Source organism: Saccharomonospora amisosensis (assembly GCF_011761185.1).
In the GTDB taxonomy this organism is placed as follows: domain Bacteria; phylum Actinomycetota; class Actinomycetes; order Mycobacteriales; family Pseudonocardiaceae; genus Saccharomonospora_A; species Saccharomonospora_A amisosensis.
In genome coordinates, this window is record NZ_JAAOYM010000001.1 from 2534106 (window position 1) to 2549335 (window position 15230).

Annotated in this window: 15 protein-coding genes and 1 pseudogene; 8 read left to right on the forward strand and 8 right to left on the reverse strand. The window is 68.6% G+C overall.

Annotated elements, in window-relative coordinates:
• Positions 1–165: 165 nt before the first annotated feature.
• Positions 166–753, forward strand: coding sequence for a DUF6230 family protein (locus FHU38_RS12390; RefSeq protein WP_167170490.1), 588 nt, complete (start codon positions 166–168; stop codon positions 751–753).
• Positions 753–2120, forward strand: a complete 1368-nt coding sequence (locus FHU38_RS12395; RefSeq protein WP_167170493.1) for a DUF6114 domain-containing protein — start codon at positions 753–755, stop codon at positions 2118–2120. Before FHU38_RS12390 ends, FHU38_RS12395 begins: the two co-directional genes overlap by 1 nt.
• 70 nt (positions 2121–2190) lie before the next feature.
• Here the strand turns inward: FHU38_RS12395 and FHU38_RS12400 are convergent, their stop codons facing one another.
• From FHU38_RS12400 to FHU38_RS12410, 3 genes are all read right to left on the reverse strand, one after another.
• Positions 2191–2760, reverse strand: coding sequence for a hypothetical protein (locus FHU38_RS12400; RefSeq protein ID WP_167170496.1), 570 nt, complete (start codon positions 2758–2760; stop codon positions 2191–2193).
• 139 nt (positions 2761–2899) lie between these two features.
• Positions 2900–4291 (reverse strand): vWA domain-containing protein, encoded by a 1392-nt coding sequence (locus FHU38_RS12405; RefSeq protein ID WP_167170499.1) that lies wholly within the window; start codon positions 4289–4291, stop codon positions 2900–2902.
• The gene (locus FHU38_RS12410; RefSeq protein ID WP_167170502.1) at positions 4288–5175 is read right to left on the reverse strand and encodes an AAA family ATPase; all 888 of its coding nucleotides are present in this window, start codon (positions 5173–5175) and stop codon (positions 4288–4290) included. The genes FHU38_RS12405 and FHU38_RS12410 overlap by 4 nt, the downstream gene beginning before the upstream one ends.
• A gap of 225 nt (positions 5176–5400) precedes the next feature.
• On the opposite strand from FHU38_RS12410, the gene FHU38_RS12415 reads away from it, so the two are divergent.
• On the forward strand, positions 5401–5778 hold the full coding sequence (locus FHU38_RS12415) for a VOC family protein (protein WP_167170504.1): 378 nt from the start codon (positions 5401–5403) through the stop codon (positions 5776–5778).
• Positions 5779–5871: 93 nt separating this feature from the next.
• Here FHU38_RS12415 and FHU38_RS12420 read toward each other — a convergent pair whose 3' ends face one another.
• On the reverse strand, positions 5872–6846 hold the full coding sequence (locus FHU38_RS12420; RefSeq protein ID WP_167170507.1) for a helix-turn-helix transcriptional regulator: 975 nt from the start codon (positions 6844–6846) through the stop codon (positions 5872–5874).
• A 92-nt stretch (positions 6847–6938) separates the two neighbouring features.
• Between FHU38_RS12420 and FHU38_RS12425 the strand changes: the two genes are divergently transcribed.
• Positions 6939–7346, forward strand: a complete 408-nt coding sequence (locus FHU38_RS12425; RefSeq protein WP_167170510.1) for a VOC family protein — start codon at positions 6939–6941, stop codon at positions 7344–7346.
• A 7-nt stretch (positions 7347–7353) separates the two neighbouring features.
• On the opposite strand, the gene FHU38_RS12430 is transcribed toward FHU38_RS12425, so the two are convergent.
• Positions 7354–8151 (reverse strand): putative protein N(5)-glutamine methyltransferase, encoded by a 798-nt coding sequence (locus FHU38_RS12430; protein ID WP_167170513.1) that lies wholly within the window; start codon positions 8149–8151, stop codon positions 7354–7356.
• A 295-nt stretch (positions 8152–8446) separates the two neighbouring features.
• On the opposite strand from FHU38_RS12430, the gene map reads away from it, so the two are divergent.
• Positions 8447–9271 carry a type I methionyl aminopeptidase gene (gene map / locus FHU38_RS12435; RefSeq protein ID WP_167170516.1) on the forward strand — a complete coding sequence of 275 codons (825 nt, stop codon included), beginning with the start codon at positions 8447–8449 and terminating at the stop codon, positions 9269–9271.
• Between the two features lie 49 nt (positions 9272–9320).
• Here map and FHU38_RS12440 read toward each other — a convergent pair whose 3' ends face one another.
• Both FHU38_RS12440 and FHU38_RS12445 read right to left on the reverse strand, forming a co-directional pair.
• Positions 9321–9902, reverse strand: a complete 582-nt coding sequence (locus FHU38_RS12440) for an AAA family ATPase (protein ID WP_313886752.1) — start codon at positions 9900–9902, stop codon at positions 9321–9323.
• Between the two features lie 335 nt (positions 9903–10237).
• Positions 10238–10813 (reverse strand): CGNR zinc finger domain-containing protein, encoded by a 576-nt coding sequence (locus FHU38_RS12445; RefSeq protein WP_167170519.1) that lies wholly within the window; start codon positions 10811–10813, stop codon positions 10238–10240.
• Between the two features lie 102 nt (positions 10814–10915).
• Here FHU38_RS12445 and FHU38_RS12450 point away from each other — a divergent pair, with 102 nt between their 5' ends.
• Positions 10916–12049 carry an MFS transporter gene (locus tag FHU38_RS12450; RefSeq protein WP_208415649.1) on the forward strand — a complete coding sequence of 378 codons (1134 nt, stop codon included), beginning with the start codon at positions 10916–10918 and terminating at the stop codon, positions 12047–12049.
• A 105-nt stretch (positions 12050–12154) separates the two neighbouring features.
• On the opposite strand, the pseudogene FHU38_RS12455 reads toward FHU38_RS12450, so the two are convergent.
• Positions 12155–12466: pseudogene (locus FHU38_RS12455) on the reverse strand (hypothetical protein); the annotation flags it as partial.
• 66 nt (positions 12467–12532) lie between these two features.
• On the opposite strand from FHU38_RS12455, the gene FHU38_RS12460 reads away from it, so the two are divergent.
• A complete protein-coding gene (locus FHU38_RS12460; RefSeq protein WP_167170526.1) occupies positions 12533–13345 on the forward strand; it encodes a glycerophosphodiester phosphodiesterase in 813 nt (270 codons plus the stop codon).
• 76 nt (positions 13346–13421) lie between these two features.
• Positions 13422–14846: an MFS transporter gene (locus FHU38_RS12465; protein ID WP_167170529.1), complete on the forward strand. Its 1425-nt coding sequence runs from the start codon at positions 13422–13424 to the stop codon at positions 14844–14846.
• The last annotated feature ends 384 nt before the right edge of the window (positions 14847–15230 follow it).

Here is a 15230-nt window from a genome sequence, read left to right on the forward strand (position 1 = left end):
CCGAACTGTCCGGGGGTCATGCGTTCCCCAAGAAGGCCTCCACACGCGCCCGGGCTCAACACAGCCGAAAGCGCGGATGTCCGATCCACGTGTGCGACGCGCACCCCCGCGTCGCACCACACCGATCGAGTCCGGTTCGTTTGCCCTCGTGTCAGAAGGAGATTCATGTCGTCTGTGAAAGTGTCCGGGCGGGTCAGTTGGAAGCGGTTCGCCGCGGCGCTGGTACCGGCTGTCGCGGTGAGCGGGACCCTGGTCGTTCTCACCGCCGAGGGAGCGCTCGCCACTTCATTCTCCGTGTCCGGTGAGCCATTCCGCGCCACCGCCAGCAGCGTGTCGGGAACGGGGTACGTGCACTACGGCCAGACCTTGTCCACCCAGGACGGCAAGCAGCACTACGTCGCCACGAACGCGCTGCGGCAGGCCGACATCAAGGACTTCTGCATGGAGATCAAGACGGGCCCGATCACGACCCTGCTGAAGGCGGGCGGCGGCGACAAACCAGTCTCGGGTTCCAATGTCGCCTTCATCGTGAAGGACTTCGGCGGCAACGGCGTCATGAACGACATCGTCATGGGTCAGGACGCCAGTTCGCTCAGCGCCGTGCCCGGCTACACCGGCACCGAGGGAGCCTTCGGCATGCAGGCCTCCTCTATCACCCTGGACGGTCCTGCCATGCAGGCGAGGGAGATGGCGGCAGGCACCATCGCCATGCCCGACTTCACCATGTCCGTCACCCGTGGCGGAGCCTGCTAGTGGTGGCGGCGTCCGGCAACGCGGACCCCGCCCGCGGCGAGGCTTCCGGGGAAGCCGAGGAGGCCGCGGACGTCGCAGGCGGGAAATCGCGCAGAAAGACCTTCCGCCGGTGGCGGCGATCGCGTCCCTTCTGGGGCGGACTCCTGCTGGTCGTGGCGGGTATCGAGTTGCTGAGCCTGCCACTGCTCGACGTGTTCATGAAGGGTGCGGTAGGCCTGGTCATGCACATGGGCGTCGGAGGCATCTCCGGCGTCGTCATCGGCGCCATGCTGACCGCCTGTGGCGTGCTGCTCTGGTTCGACCCGGCACACAAGACGTTCTACGCGGTCATCGGGGTACTGGGTGGCATCGTGTCGTTCCCCGCGACGAACTTCGGCGGGTTCATGCTGGGCATGCTGCTGGGGATCATCGGCGGCTCGCTGGCGTTCGGCTGGACGGAGCGGTCGTCGGCCCCGTCGGGCGACAGCGAGCACCGCACGGCCGGGGGAACGAAGGCCGGTGAGGACACCTCCGCTGACGATGCGGCTGGAGCCGGCCGCGCCAGCGGCTCCGGTTCCGACACCACCGCGGAAAACACCGGCAACGCGCTGGGCTTCCTGCGGCGCCGTGGAGTCCGGCTGGGAAAAGGCCGAGCGCTGCTGGTATGGGGGATGGCGGCTACCGTCGTCGGCCCGCTGCTGGTGGCGGGCTCCGCTGAAGCCTCACAAGCGACACAGCAACGCTCCGCCGACGAGTGCGAGCTCATCGTCTTCTGCTCGCCGAGCACGCCCGCGCCGGAGGACCCGGATTCCTCGGGCGTCGTGCCGACCCCGTCCGTCCCTGGGCTGCCGTCGGTCGACGTGCCGCTCCCACCAGTGAACGACCTGCCAGAGGTCCCGCATGACAAGAACAAGGACACGGAGCAGGAGGACAACAAGCGGGCTTCCGGAACGGCCGGTATCCAGGCCTACACCGCACCGGTCGTCCTGAAGTCGGGAAGCGTCCACGTGACGGGCTTCGCCTACGAAGGCGTGGCCGATGTTCCGCTGGCCGGTGGCGGTTCGGTGCGGATGATGAAGTTCACCGCGACGACCTTCAGGGCCTACGACGGGATGAGAGGTGACATTTCGCAGAACGGCGGCACCACGGTCATGACAAGCCCCTCGTTCAACCTCAGCGGCGACATCGTCCTCTTCGCCACGAAGTTCTCCGGCAAGCTGATGGGCGTTCCCGTGACACTGACCCCTGGAAACGCCGAGTCGCAGCTCATGCAGGCGCTCAAGTCGCTGACCCCGAAGATGCCGATCACGATGACCGATGTCTCCGCGAACCAGCCGATCATGGTGGCCAGGTCCGCGCATGGCAACATCGCCATCAGTGCCGGTTGACCGGGCCGCGGCACGTTGATCCGGACCGGTTTGGTGGTCCCGCCCGCAGCGGAGCGGGACCACCAACCGTTCACAACTCCTCGGCGTGCTTCCAGCACCAGCCCCCGGGCTCGTTAGCCAGTTCGATGCGCATCGCACCCTTCGTTTGCTGACCTTCGGCCTCGAGCACCACATCAGCGGTCGCGGTAGCGGTGTCGCCCGATTCCCGCACCGGACCCCGCAGCTGGAACGACTCGACGAACACCGCCTCGCGCGTGAAACCACCCACCTCCGGTTCCGAACCGGCGCAGACCAACTCGTTGAGCGCGGCCGGATCCTTGTCGGCGAAGCCCTGCGCGATCCGTTCGGTCACCGCAGCCGCCGGGCCGTCGCCCGCGTCGACCTTGCCGTTGTCATCGAGCAGGAAACCCGGGGCCAGCAACCCGGTGACGAGGAAAGTCGCGACGGAGACTGCCCACGCGGACAACCCCAGCCACAGTCCGGTCCGCTTCTTCGGCGGTGGCGGCTCGTGCTGGGCTTGCGGCGCCGCCGGGTAGTGGGCGAAGGACTGTGGATAGCCACCGGGCGGCGCCTGGCCACCCTGCGGGCACGGTCCTGGCTGCCCATACGGCGGCTGTGTCGACTGTGGCGGTTGTGTCATGGTTGCGGCCTTCCGTGCCTCACGGCGCCCCGATGGTGCGCGCGGTACTGAGACGCCCGGCCGACCCGAGTGGTTCGACCACCGCCGTGCGCGGACGCCGAACGCATTCTGCCCAATCCGGTTCGGGCCGTGAGCGGAATCAGCCGGGTAGCAGTTCGGTGACCAACCGGGAGAGTTGCCGGGCGTCGCGGCACTCGTACATCGGCACCACCCGCGCGTACCGCCGCGCCGCCGAATCACCCGTGCCCCACAGACCTTCCGGTTGGGGATTGAGCCAGTACACGTGCCGGGCACGCTCGGCGATCTGACGCAACGCGGGCAGGTTCGGGTCGCCGCCGTTGGTGCGTCCATCGCCGAGGATCAGCACACTCGTGCGCGGCCCCACGGCGTCCAGCCACTCCGACACGAACGTGTCGAGCGACTCGCCGTAGTCGCTGTTGGTGCCCCACCGCGTCAGCCTCGCCTGCGACATGATGCGCGCGGCGAGGTTCTCCGGCTCTCGCGCGCCCTCGCGCACCAGTTCGGTCACCTCATCGGTCCTGCCAACGAACGCGAAACTGCGGACCTTGCTGAACTGGTCGGCCAGTGCCTGCATGAGCAGCAACGTGAACTGTGCGAACCCGGCCACCGAGCCGGACATGTCGCACAGCAGCACCAGTTCCGGCCTGCCTGGGCGACGCTGTCGCCATGCGGGCCGCATCGCGACGCCGCCGGTGGCCAGCGACCTTCGCAAGGTCCGGCGCAGGTCCACACTGCCACGCCTGGCACGCCGGGCGCGGGCTGCGAGCCGGGTCGCCAGCTTGCGCGACAACGGCTGCACGGTCCTGCGTAGTTGCTCGAGCTGCTCGCGGCTCGCGCTGGTGAACGGCACCAGCTCAGCAGGAGGGGGCACGGCGTGCCGGGCGACGCGGTCACGGCCACGGACCTCGGCGGTGCGGCGACGGGCCTCGGCCCGAACCTGTTCACCGAACCCGGCGATGGCCGCCCTCGCCTGCTGCTCGGCGAGGGCGCGCTCGAACGCGCCCCCCGACCGCATGGCCTGCAGCACCCGGCTCAACAGGGCCTGCGGCCGAACCAACTCCAGCGTCTGGTGCGCCGACCAACCGCTCAATTCCGCCGCACCACCCGAGCCGCCCTCGCCCGCAGGGCCGAACTGGCCGAACGCGTCCACCCCGGCGGCCGCCAGCGCACGCAGCCGTTCCGCGTCACCGGCGGCGAGTGCGGCCACGAGTTCGTCCCGCAACCGCGCGACCGTGTCAGGCGCGGTGTCCGACGTGGCGTCGATTGCCTCCGACTTCCCCACGGCGGCGGGGAAGTAGAGGTCGAACAGGGCGTCGAACACCTGACGCTGGCCTGATCGGCGCAGCAGTGTCGCGGCCAGCGCCTCCCGCAGCCTGGCCCGGTCGGCCAGCCCGAGCACATCCACCGCCGCCGCCGCGTCGACGGTTTCGCCGGGACCGACAGCGACACCGTGCTCCCGCAGCGCACCGGTGAACTCCACCAACCGGGCTGGCAGCGCCTCGCCGGTCACGGCGACGCCGGGTCCAGCAGGCTGTCCAACCGCAGTTCCGTCATCGCCTTGCGGTGGTCGGCCTGGTACTTCAGCAGTACGCCCAGACTGGTCCGCACCACCTGCTCGTCAACGGTGTCAGCTCCCAGAGCCAGCAGCGTGCGAGCCCAGTCCACGGTCTCGGCGATCGAGGGAGCCTTGCGCAGCTCCATCCCTCGCAGCGCCCCGACCACCCTGACCAGCGACTCCGCGAGTCGAACATCAAGCTCGGGAACCCGAAGCGTCACGATGTCGCGTTCCAGCTCCGGCGAGGGGAAGTCCAGATGCAGGAAAAGGCAGCGCCGCTTCAGCGCCTCCGACAGTTCCCTGGTGGCATTGGAGGTCAGCAGCACGAGCGGCCTGCGCGCCGCGGTGATGGTGCCCAACTCGGGCACGGTCACCTGGAAGTCACCGAGTACCTCCAGCAGCAGCCCCTCCATCTCGACGTCGGCCTTGTCGGTCTCGTCGATGAGCAGCACGGTTGGCTCCGCGTTGCGGATCGCCGTCAACAGCGGGCGGGGGAGCAGGTACTCCTCGCTGAACACCTCCTCGCGGGTGGTGTCCCACCGCTCGTCCCGCGCGGCCGTGATCCGCAGCAACTGCTTGGCGTGGTTCCACTCGTACAGCGCGCGGGCCTCGTCGATGCCCTCGTAGCACTGCAGCCGCACCAGCTCGCTGCTCGTGGCCTGAGCCAGCGCGCGCGCCAACTCGGTCTTGCCAACCCCCGCAGGGCCCTCGACCAGCAGCGGCTTGCCCAGCCGGTCGGCGAGGAACACCGTCGTGGCCACCGCGTTGGAGGCGAGATATCCGGCACCGGCGAGCCGTTCGACGACCTCGTCGACGGAGCTGAACAGTGGTTGCTGCATGCCTCATTGTCGCCACGCCAAACCGATCGGCAGCGCTGGGCGTGTCCCAGGTCACCCCGACAGCACCTGTGACGGACGGTCGGCTATAGTCACCGGCGATGATGACCGGGATGGCGTTATGCCACACACAGATTGGTGACCCGGTAGTCACCTGAGCGCCGCGCGGGCGCCGCCGCTGTCGTGATTGACCACAGGTTCGAAAGCTCAATCACAACAGGAGGAATCTTGAGCGCGCGTTTCAACCACACCATCATCGCCGCGAAGAACAAGGACGAATCCGCGGCCTTCTTCCGCGACATCCTCGAACTGGCACAGGCCCCGTCCTGGGGCGTGTTCAGCAACCTCAGCTGTGAGGACGGCGTGCTGTTGCAGTTCGCGGAACCGCCGGTCGAGGCCATCCAGATGCAGCACTACGCGTTCCTGGTGGATGACGAGTTGTTCGACCGAGCGTACGCACGGCTTGTCGAGCGGGGGATCGAGCATGCGGCCGACCCGTTCTTCAAACGCACCGGTGAGATCAACTTTGGGCACGATGGGCGAGGGGTCTACTTCTACGATCCCGCGGGGCACGGGATCGAAATGATCACCCGGCCGTACCTGTGACCAGCGGTGGCCGCGGCAATGCGGACATCCCGCCCGCCGCGGCCACCACGACCCCGCCCTCGCCACGCCTGGCGAGTGCGGGCGTCACGGCGGTCAGGAAAGCCCCGCGTACTTCGTCGCCAGTTCCATACCGATCCGGCCGAGCTCACGCCGCACCTCGTCCGGTTCGACGACCGTCACCGACGCGCCGAACCCCGCGAGGTGCTCGGCAAGCGACAGTGCGCTGTGACCGGCCAGCCTGACCCGCACCCTGCCGTCCCCGACCTCGCCGACCTCGCCGACGCCTTCGCCGCCTTCGACGTGACAGTGCCGCCCGAACTGGTTGCGCAGCACGGAAACCAGCCACGGCGGCACCAGCACGGTGACCGAAACACCGGCACGCCTGCGCTCCACCTCCCGCGCCACCCGCTCCCACGCCTGGGAGAGCTCGAAGTCGGCGGGCCGCTCACCCGCAAGGTCGCTGACCTCGACGTCGCGTACCCGGTCAAGCCGGAACGTGCGCTGACCTCGCTCGGTGCCCGCCAGCAGATACCAGACGCCGTCCTTGCTCACCAGACCCCACGGGTCCACCATCCGCCGCGTCGCCTGCCCCGTCCTGCCCTCGTAACCCAGCCGCAGCTTGCGGCGCCGAACCACGGCCGACTGGATCGTGCCCAGCACCTCCGGTCGGGCAGGGCCGAGCTCACCCCACCCCGTGGAATCCACCACCACCGCGTCCGCCGCGGCCTGCGCGTCGGCGCGGAAGGTGTCCGGCAGCGCCCGCACCAGCTTGCGCAGCGCCGACCGCGCCCCCGGTGACGATCCGGCCAACGGACCCGCCAGCAGGAACAACTCCTGCGCCTCGCCCTCGGTGAGCCCGCTCAGGTCGGTACGCGCGCCACCGACCAGCGACCACCCGCCGCCCCGACCCGGCTGCGAGTACACCGGCACACCCGCCGCCGACAGCGCCTCCAGGTCACGCCGGGCGGTGGCCACCGACACCTCCAGTTCCCCGGCCAGTTCCGGGGCGGTGACCCGGCCACGGGCCTGCATCAGCAACAGGACAGCCACGAGACGATCGGCACGCACGCCTTCGAGTCTCGCAGCAAAACAGCTCACAGGATGAGCGGTTTCGCGGGCAATCCTGGGTGCCGGATCACCGAACGGGAAGGAATCCCAACATGTTGCGAGGACTCAGCACCGTCAGCTTCTTCGCCGACGACGTGCCCGCGGCCGCCCGCTTCTACACCGAACTGCTCGGCGTCGAGCCCTACTTCGTGCGCCCTGTCGAAGGGCCGCCCGCCTACGTGGAATTCCGACTCGGCGACCTGCAACACGAACTGGGCATCATCGACAGCCGCTACGCCGCACACCGCAGCGGACCGGATCCGGCTGGTGCGGTCGTGTACTGGCACGTCGACGACGTCGGCGGCAGCTACGAACGGCTGCTGTCGATGGGGGCGAAGGCACACGAAGCACCGCAGGACCGGGGAGAGGGCTTCATCACCGCGACCGTCACCGACCCGTTCGGCAACCTGCTCGGCATCATGTTCAACCCGCACTACCTGGAGATGCTGCCCAGCCGGTAGGTGTGCCTCAGCCGGGAGGAGTGGAGGTGGGCAAGGTTGCGACCAGCACCGTCGCGCCCACCTCCTCGCACACGCGCACCGAAGGCACCAACCCGGCCTCGCCGACGAGGGTCCGCGCCGAGGGGAGTTGGGATCGCGCCACCTCGAACAGCACGTGGCCGGTCGGGCCGAGCCAGCGCAGCGCGGCGGCGGCGAGTCTGCGGACCATCGACAACCCGTCGGCGCCGCCGTCGAGCGCGCGGCGCGGTTCGTGATCGCGCGCCTCCGGGGGCATGGTGGCCACCGCCTCACTCGGCACGTACGGCACGTTGGCGACCAAGACATCGACCCGGCCCCGCAGCCCGGCGGGAAGTGGCTCGTCGAGGTCGCCCTCATACACGACCGCATCGGTGCCTGCCAGATTGCGGCGCGCGCACCCAACGGCGGCGGGCTCGAGATCGGCGGCGTGCAGTTGGATCCCCGGCACAGCCGCGAGGATGGCGGCACCGATGGCGCCGCAGCCGCAGCACAGGTCCACCACGACGGCACCGGGCCGGGCAAGCGTCGCTGCCTGTCGCGCGAGGAACTCGGTGCGGCGGCGAGGAACGAACACGCCGGGGTCCACGGCGACGCGCAGCCCGCAGAACTCAGCCCAGCCGAGGACGTGTTCCAGCGGAACACCCGACACCCGCCGGTCGAGCAACAGGCGAAGCTCGGCCGGGTCCGTGGTGGCCGCGCTCAGGAGGTGGGCCTCGTCCTCCGCGAACACGCAGCCCGCCGCCCTGAGGGTGCGGACCAGCATGGCTTGATCAAGGGGGAGTGACATCGAAAGCGCCCTTCGAGTGCCGTGGGCGCTCACGCTCGTCGAGCGGTCAGCGGACCGCCGGGGTGAGCACCCGAACGTTACTGGCGGAAACGGGTCTCACCTCCTCGGCCGATGTTGCTGCGTGGACCGACCCTACCGGACCGCACCAGTGCCTCGGGCCCTTGCCTTGATCAGGGAAGCCGAAGCCAGCCGGACCAGGTGTGCGCCGACTGAGCCGAAGACTGGTATTTCTATACCGACAGACGCTAGGGTGCCGGTATAGAAATACCAACACTCCGGAACGTGCGAGGCACTCGTGATCGAACTGAAGACGTCCGCGGAGATACAACGAATGCACCTGGCAGGCCGGTTCGTCGCCGAGGTGCTCTCCGAGGTCGGCCGGCTTGCCGATGTCGGCGTGAACCTCCTGGACCTGGAGCACCACGTGCGCGGCATGCTCGGACGACGCGGGGCGCAGTCGTGCTACTGGGACTACGCGCCGTCCTTCGGAAGGGGCCCGTTTCGCAACGTCATCTGCCTGTCGGTCAACGACGCTGTCCTGCACGGTTTGCCCCACGACTACACCCTTCGCGACGGGGACGTGCTCAGCATGGACCTCGCCGCCAGTATCGACGGTTGGGTGGCCGACTCGGCGCGCACGATCGTCGTCGGAACCGCCGCCGAGCAGGACCTGCGGCTCATTCGCGCGACCGAGGAGGCGCTGGAGGCGGCGATCGACGCGGCGCGCCCGGGAAACCGGCTGGGGGACATCTCCTCGGCGATCTGGGCGGTGGCCCGTGACTACGGCTATCCGGTCAACGCCGAGTTCGGTGGCCACGGGCTGGGCCGCACCATGCACGAGGAGCCGCACGTGTCCAACCGGGGCAGGGCCGGACGCGGCCTCACCCTCCGCCCAGGCCTGACCCTCGCGCTCGAACCCTGGTTCGCCCGTACGACCGACCGCATCCGCTACGACGCCGACGGCTGGACGATTCGGTCGGCCGATGGCTCACGCACTGCCCACTCCGAACACACGATCGCCATCACAGCCGACGCCCCCTTGGTGCTCACCCGGCGTGAATCGGAGCGCCCCGCGACGCGGTCGAGCACCGCCGGCAGGCTATCCACAACGGACGGCTGATCGCGGAGCCTCGCGACGCCGGGCAGTCCGGTGGCTGTCGCCGCGTCGGCTACCAAGCGGGCAGGCTGACTCGCAGCCGCAGGCCGTGCGCGACGGCCACGCGGTCGACGATCGTGGTCGTGTGCCAGCCGCGCAGCCCGGCGTGCAGGGCCGCGCGCACCCGGGGCAGCCGCCGGACGTGCCGGAGGAACGAACCCCGGCGCAGCACCCGCCCTCGGCTGCGTTGACCGGCGGCGGCCTGCTCGGGCGGGCACTCCACCCACACGAAGTGCCGGGCACGCCCAGCGAGCTGCCCCAGCAGTCGCAGCCATGCCCTGGTCGCCGCGCCGGTCGCGGGATCGTGCACCACTACCGGGCTGGCGTCGCGCAGGACGTGCCACGTCACGCGAAGCCGGTGCAGGACATGCACCAGTGGTCGGTACCGCGAGTACGGCGTCCTCGGCAGCAGAGCGCGGAGTCGGTCCCGCAGCTGGTCCGAATCCAGCACCGTGACCGGAGTGTCCGATTCGGTGCAGCGCAGCAGTGTGCTCTTGCCGGATCCGGGTAGCCCCGCGATGACCACCAGTGCCCTTGGTTCGATCGTCAGACGCCGCATGAAGGGGCCAACGAACGCCGAGCGGGCGTAGTTCACCGCGAGCGGCCTCCTCGTTGCGCAAGTGCCACCACGTGCCGGCGACAGCGACGCGGTGGCGTGAACCATATCTCGACTGGCGTGGACTCAACGGCGAGTTGGAGCCGCTGCTGACGAACCGGACGAGCGGCCCGAGGACGCTACTTGACATAATGTAGCTTATCGGCGCGCAAGGTACGGGAGTCGAAGTAGATGCGACTACTCCCGCCCCCTCGACATTGGCCGCAGTTGACCAAGCTCTGGCCGGTGCCGATCAGCGCCGACGCGCTCGGGTTCGCGAGCGTGCACTCCCGGTGCAGCGCGGCCAGGCGCGAAGTGGGATGATCTCTGCGCGATCAAGCATTGGAGGTTGTCCGGCTTCGCCGGTGGATGGCGTTTTTCACTCGGTTCTGACAGGGGGTGCCGCAGAACCGGCGAGTGCCATTCTTGGAGTGGTCGACATAGACCCGGTCACACCTCGGGGCGCCGCAGATGCCGAGGCGGCCAGCGCCGGTGCTGCCGATGGCCATCGTGAGGGCGGCAGCACATCCGGCAGCCCAGCCGACACCTAGGTCGCTCGTCGGGCCGTGAAAGTGCATGTGCCACTCGTGGCCGAAACGGTCCAGGCGAGGCTGCGGTTGGCACCATTCGAGTAGCGCGTTGACCTTGCTCCCCGCCTCGTCGAGGTCGTCGGCCTCGATGGCCTCGAACACATGTCGTGCTTCTACGGCAAAGCGAGTCAGCAAGCGCTCGTCCTCTTCGGTGACCTCGGGGACATGACCGTCCCGGACTAGCGCCGCGCCCAATGCCTGTCGCCGCTCCATGCCGGTGGGTGGCTGCCAGTCACGACCGGCGGACTCGGTGCCGGTCAACAGATTCACCAAGTCGGTTCCAACGCGCAACAGGTCCATGACGTGACTGTCAAAACGCATTTGACCAGTCTAATGGCGGGCTCTATGTTGGTGTCCGTGACTGCCAAACGCATTTTAGACAGTCCCACTGGGGTGTGCTCGTCGGCGAGACTGCCGCGCGCCGTGAAGGTCCTGCTCGTGGCGCGCTTCGTCAACCGGATGGGGGCTTTCTCGATGCCCTTTCTGGCCTCACTGCTCGTGCATGACCACGGAGCGAGCGCGCGTGTGGCGGGCCTTGTGGTCGGTGCATTCGGCTTGGCGACGATTCCGTCGCGACTGATCGGCGGTCTGCTCGCTACGCGCGTGGGCACCAAGCCCGCAGTTCTGATCGGACTCGCAGGTACCGCCGCTGCTCAACTGCTGGTCGCGGCCGCACCAGGGTTGGCGGTCGCCCTCGTCGGGGCGGTCCTGCTCGGGTTGTGCTTCGAGATCTACGAGCCGGCGAGCCAGGGTCTCGTCGCCGATGTCACCGCGGAAGAATCCCTGCCCCGCGCCTACGGATTGTTAGGGGCGACCTTGGCGGCTGCGGGGTTGCTCGCAGGCCTGCTTGCGGCCGCAGTGGGGCGTGTCGGTCTGTCCTGGCTGTTCGCCGCCGACGCCATCAGCGCGGTCGCTTGTCTGGTCCTGGTCGCCGCATGGCTCCCCGCTACCCCGCCATCCGGCGCAGGTGACGGACCCAATCCAATGTCCTCGCCGTGGAGGGACACGGGGTTGTGGTTGCTGATGACCACCGGCACCACGTTCGCCGCCGTCTACATGCTCATCCCCATGGCCATGCCGCTCGCGCTTGTGGCGGCGGATCGACCCGCGTCGGATGCGGGGCTACTTCAAGCCCTGGCCGCATTGGTCATTATCGCGGCGCAGCCGCTGCTGCGACACAGCGCGAACATCACCGGTCGAATCGTTGCCGGGTACGGTCTCCTCGCCGTGGGGTTAGCAGTCGCAGGACTCCACATGACCATGGCTGGTTATGTCGCCGCGACGATCATCATCGCCCTGGGGGACGTGCTACTCCTTGGATACTCCTACACGCTTGTCGCCGCCATTGCGCCGGAAGGCTCCAAGGCCACGTACTTCGCCATTTACGGCATTACCTGGGGTGTCGCCCTCACGGTGGGCCCACCTGCCATGGGCCAGTTGCTCGACAACGGCTTCGGAACATTCTGGCTAGCCTGCTCCGCCGTGATGCTAGCCACCGGCATCGCTCAAGTGGTCATCAACCGAGTGATCCGGGTCGGCAAACTCGAACGGGCTTGACCGCACTCCACTGGTGATCTCGCCGTGAATCTCCGCCCTACTCCCGGCTCGTGAACTCCCGTTCCCGCCAGTTGATGTCCGTGCCCGAACCGGCGCGTTCTCGGTGTCCTCGGTGGCCGTCACCACGTCCTCGGCCGCGCAGCGCAACTGGAACAGCCGGTCCTGCAACATGGCTAGCTCCGTGGCGGACAGTACGACGGCGTCTTCCGGCAGCCCGCCGCGCTGCACGGCGAGCCGGCGCTCGTAGGCGCGCTGCCTGCAGGACTGGCCGCAGTAACGGCGACGGCGGCCGACCGTGCCACCGTGCCGCAACCGCTGCCCACACCAACCGCAATGGGTCGGCACCGGCTTGCGCAGTCGAGCCAATTCGTCACGTGACGCAATTGCGGGGGTGGTGTGCTCGGCCGGTTCGCTCACTTCGCCGACCCTAACCGGTCACCACACGCTCATGCCTCGGCCACGCCGAGCAGGCACACTGACCGTATGACCGTGGCGCATCCCTACCTCGCCGAGCCGCTGCCACGAGCGTTCGCGCACCGGGGTTGGCATGTAGGCGAGCTGGCGAACATGGAGAACTCCCTGCCGGCCTTTCGGCAGGCCGTCGCGGAGGGCTACCGCTACATCGAGACCGACGTGCACGCCACCTCCGACGGCGTGGTCGTGGTGCACCACGACGCGTCGCTGGACCGCACCACCGACGGCACCGGGCCGATCGCCAGGCAGTCGTGGAACACCGTTCGCCGTGCGAAGGTCGGTGGCAAGGCAGGCGTGTCGCGGCTGGAGGACGTGCTGGAGGAGCTACCGGGCGCGTTCTTCAACGTCGACGTCAAGGCGGGCGCGGCGGTGGAGCCGTTCGTGCGCGCGCTGCGGCGTACCAATGCCTTCGACCGGGTGGCCGCCGCGTCGTTCTCCGACGCGCGACTGGCGCGTCTGCGCAAGCTGGCGGGCCCACGGCTGATCACCTCGCTCGGCCCGCGCTCAGCGGCCGTGCTGTGGGCCAACGGCTGGCTGCCGTTCCTGCGACCGGGCTTCCTCAGCCGGGGCGTCATGGCGCAGGTCCCGCTGCGGCAGGGCCCCATGACGATCGTGGACCGGGCGTTCCTGCGCGCGGCCACCAGGGCTGGCATCGAGGTGCACACCTGGACGATCGACGACAAGGAACAGATGCGGGCGTTGCTGGACCTCGGCGTGCACGGCATCGTGACCGACAGGCCGGACCTGCTGCGCGAGTTGCTGATCGAACGTGGCGCGTGGCAGCCGGGCGCAGGCGGGCAGCACGGCGACGCGGTCAGTTGACAGCCGGCTGAGTGCCAGCACAGCGCGGCCGAGTACTCTCCGCTCACCAACCTGAGAACCGTGCGAGGAGCCCGGCATGAGCACGCTCCCCCATGGCCCCGTTCCGGCCACCGACCCGCGGGAACGCAAGCGCGAACAGCGTGGCTGGTACTTCTACGACTGGGCGAACTCCACGTTCTTCACCTCGGTCATCACCGTGTTCGGCGCGCTGTACATGAGTTCGGTGGCGGCGGCCGACGCAAGGGACGACTTCGCCCGCAACGGGCCCACGCCGTGCGTGAACCCCGACGGCACCGACAACTACCTGCGCGACTGCGACATCAGCCTGCTGGGGTTCGAGTTCCCCGCTGGGTCGTTGTGGGGCTACCTGCTGGCCGTGGCCACCGTGGTCCAGGTGCTGGTGCTGCCGATCACCGGCGCCATCGCCGACCGCAGCCAGTACAAGAAGCGCATCCTCGGTTTCTTCGCCTTCCTCGGTGCCGCCGCCTCGGCGCTGCTGTTCTTCATGACCGACGGTTTGTGGCAGCTCGGCGTCGTGCTCTACATCCTGGGCAACATCGGCTACGGGGCCTCGATCGTCACCTACTACTCCTTCCTGCCCGACATCGCCACGCCCGACGAACGCGATGTCGTGTCGGCGCGAGGCTGGGCTTTCGGTTATCTCGGCGGCGGCATCGCGCTGGCGCTGCAGCTGGCGTTCTACCTCAACCGGGACGCCTTCGGGGTCAGCGAGTCCACGGCCGTGCGGATCTGCTTCCTCACCTCGGGGCTGTGGTGGGCAGCCTTCACGATCATTCCGCTTCGCAGGTTGCGGGAACACCAGCGCCCGCACGGCAGCGAGCACGGAGCGTCGGTGCTGCGGGCGGGTTTCACCGAGTTGCGCCAGACGATCAGCGCCGCCCGGGCGTTCCCGCTGACGCTGGCGTTCCTGGGCGCCTACCTGGTCTACACCGACGGCATCTCCACCGTGGTCGCCGTCTCCGCGCAGTACGGCAAGGAGGAGCTGCGGTTCTCCAACGAGGTGCTCATCGCCACCATCCTGGTCATCCAGTTCGTCGCCTACCTCGGCGGAATGGCTCACGGCCTGGTCGCAAGGCGGATCGGCGCGAAGAAGACCATCCTCGGCAGCCTGGTGATCTGGATGGTCGTCGTGGCATCGGCCTACTTCATCCAGGCAGGTCAGGAGTTGCAGTTCTATGCCGTGGCCGCGGGTATCGGGCTGGTGCTGGGCGGCACCAACGCGCTGTCGCGCTCGCTGTACAGCCAGCTGATCCCGGCCGGCAAGGAGGCGCAGTACTACTCGCTGTACGAGATCGGTGAGCGCGGTACGTCCTGGCTGGGTCCGCTGCTGTTCGCCGCGGTGGGTCAGGCGACGGGGTCGTTCAGGTACGCCATCATCGCGTTGCTGGTGTTCTTCGTGGTGGGCTTCGTGCTGGTGGCGCTGGTGCCGGTGAGAAGGGCCATCGCGGCGGCGGGTAACCGCGAACCCGCCGTGTTGTAGCCGCCGCCCCGGTCGGGGGTTCACCACGTCAGCCGGTGAGGTGAAACCCATGCCGACACGCGCGTCGACGCGTTCGGCTACGGTGAGTTACCGGGTACTTTGACGACGGTACCTCCGCCTCGGCAGAGGCGGAGCAGGTGCCCCTGGTCAGGGGCAGCTCCGGCTGATGTGGCCTGGACCGCACCGCTAGCCCAGGAGGGGGAAATCCCCAGGAGGGGGGCCGTGACGCGTCACGCGAACGCGTCACATGTCTCCCTAGATTGAGAAAGCCGTTCCGCGCGGGGTGAGGCTTGCCCGCTCGTGAGTAACGACATGGTCTGTTGGGAATTCAACCGGCCTAGCGTGTCGTTGCACAGGGTGAGCATCGCCCTGGCTCCTGAACGG

Excerpts from the sequence above, each read along its gene's own strand:
- FHU38_RS12390 (WP_167170490.1), top strand. The coding sequence starts at position 166 with ATGTCGTCTGTGAAAGTGTCCGGGCGGGTCAGTTGGAAGCGGTTCGCC.
- FHU38_RS12465 (WP_167170529.1), top strand. The coding sequence starts at position 13,422 with ATGAGCACGCTCCCCCATGGCCCCGTTCCGGCCACCGACCCGCGGGAA.
- FHU38_RS12425 (WP_167170510.1), top strand. The coding sequence starts at position 6,939 with ATGTTGCGAGGACTCAGCACCGTCAGCTTCTTCGCCGACGACGTGCCC.
- FHU38_RS12410 (WP_167170502.1), bottom strand. The coding sequence starts at position 5,175 with ATGCAGCAACCACTGTTCAGCTCCGTCGACGAGGTCGTCGAACGGCTC.
- FHU38_RS12430 (WP_167170513.1), bottom strand. The coding sequence starts at position 8,151 with ATGTCACTCCCCCTTGATCAAGCCATGCTGGTCCGCACCCTCAGGGCG.
- FHU38_RS12445 (WP_167170519.1), bottom strand. The coding sequence starts at position 10,813 with ATGCGTTTTGACAGTCACGTCATGGACCTGTTGCGCGTTGGAACCGAC.
- FHU38_RS12400 (WP_167170496.1), bottom strand. The coding sequence starts at position 2,760 with ATGACACAACCGCCACAGTCGACACAGCCGCCGTATGGGCAGCCAGGA.
- FHU38_RS12460 (WP_167170526.1), top strand. The coding sequence starts at position 12,533 with ATGACCGTGGCGCATCCCTACCTCGCCGAGCCGCTGCCACGAGCGTTC.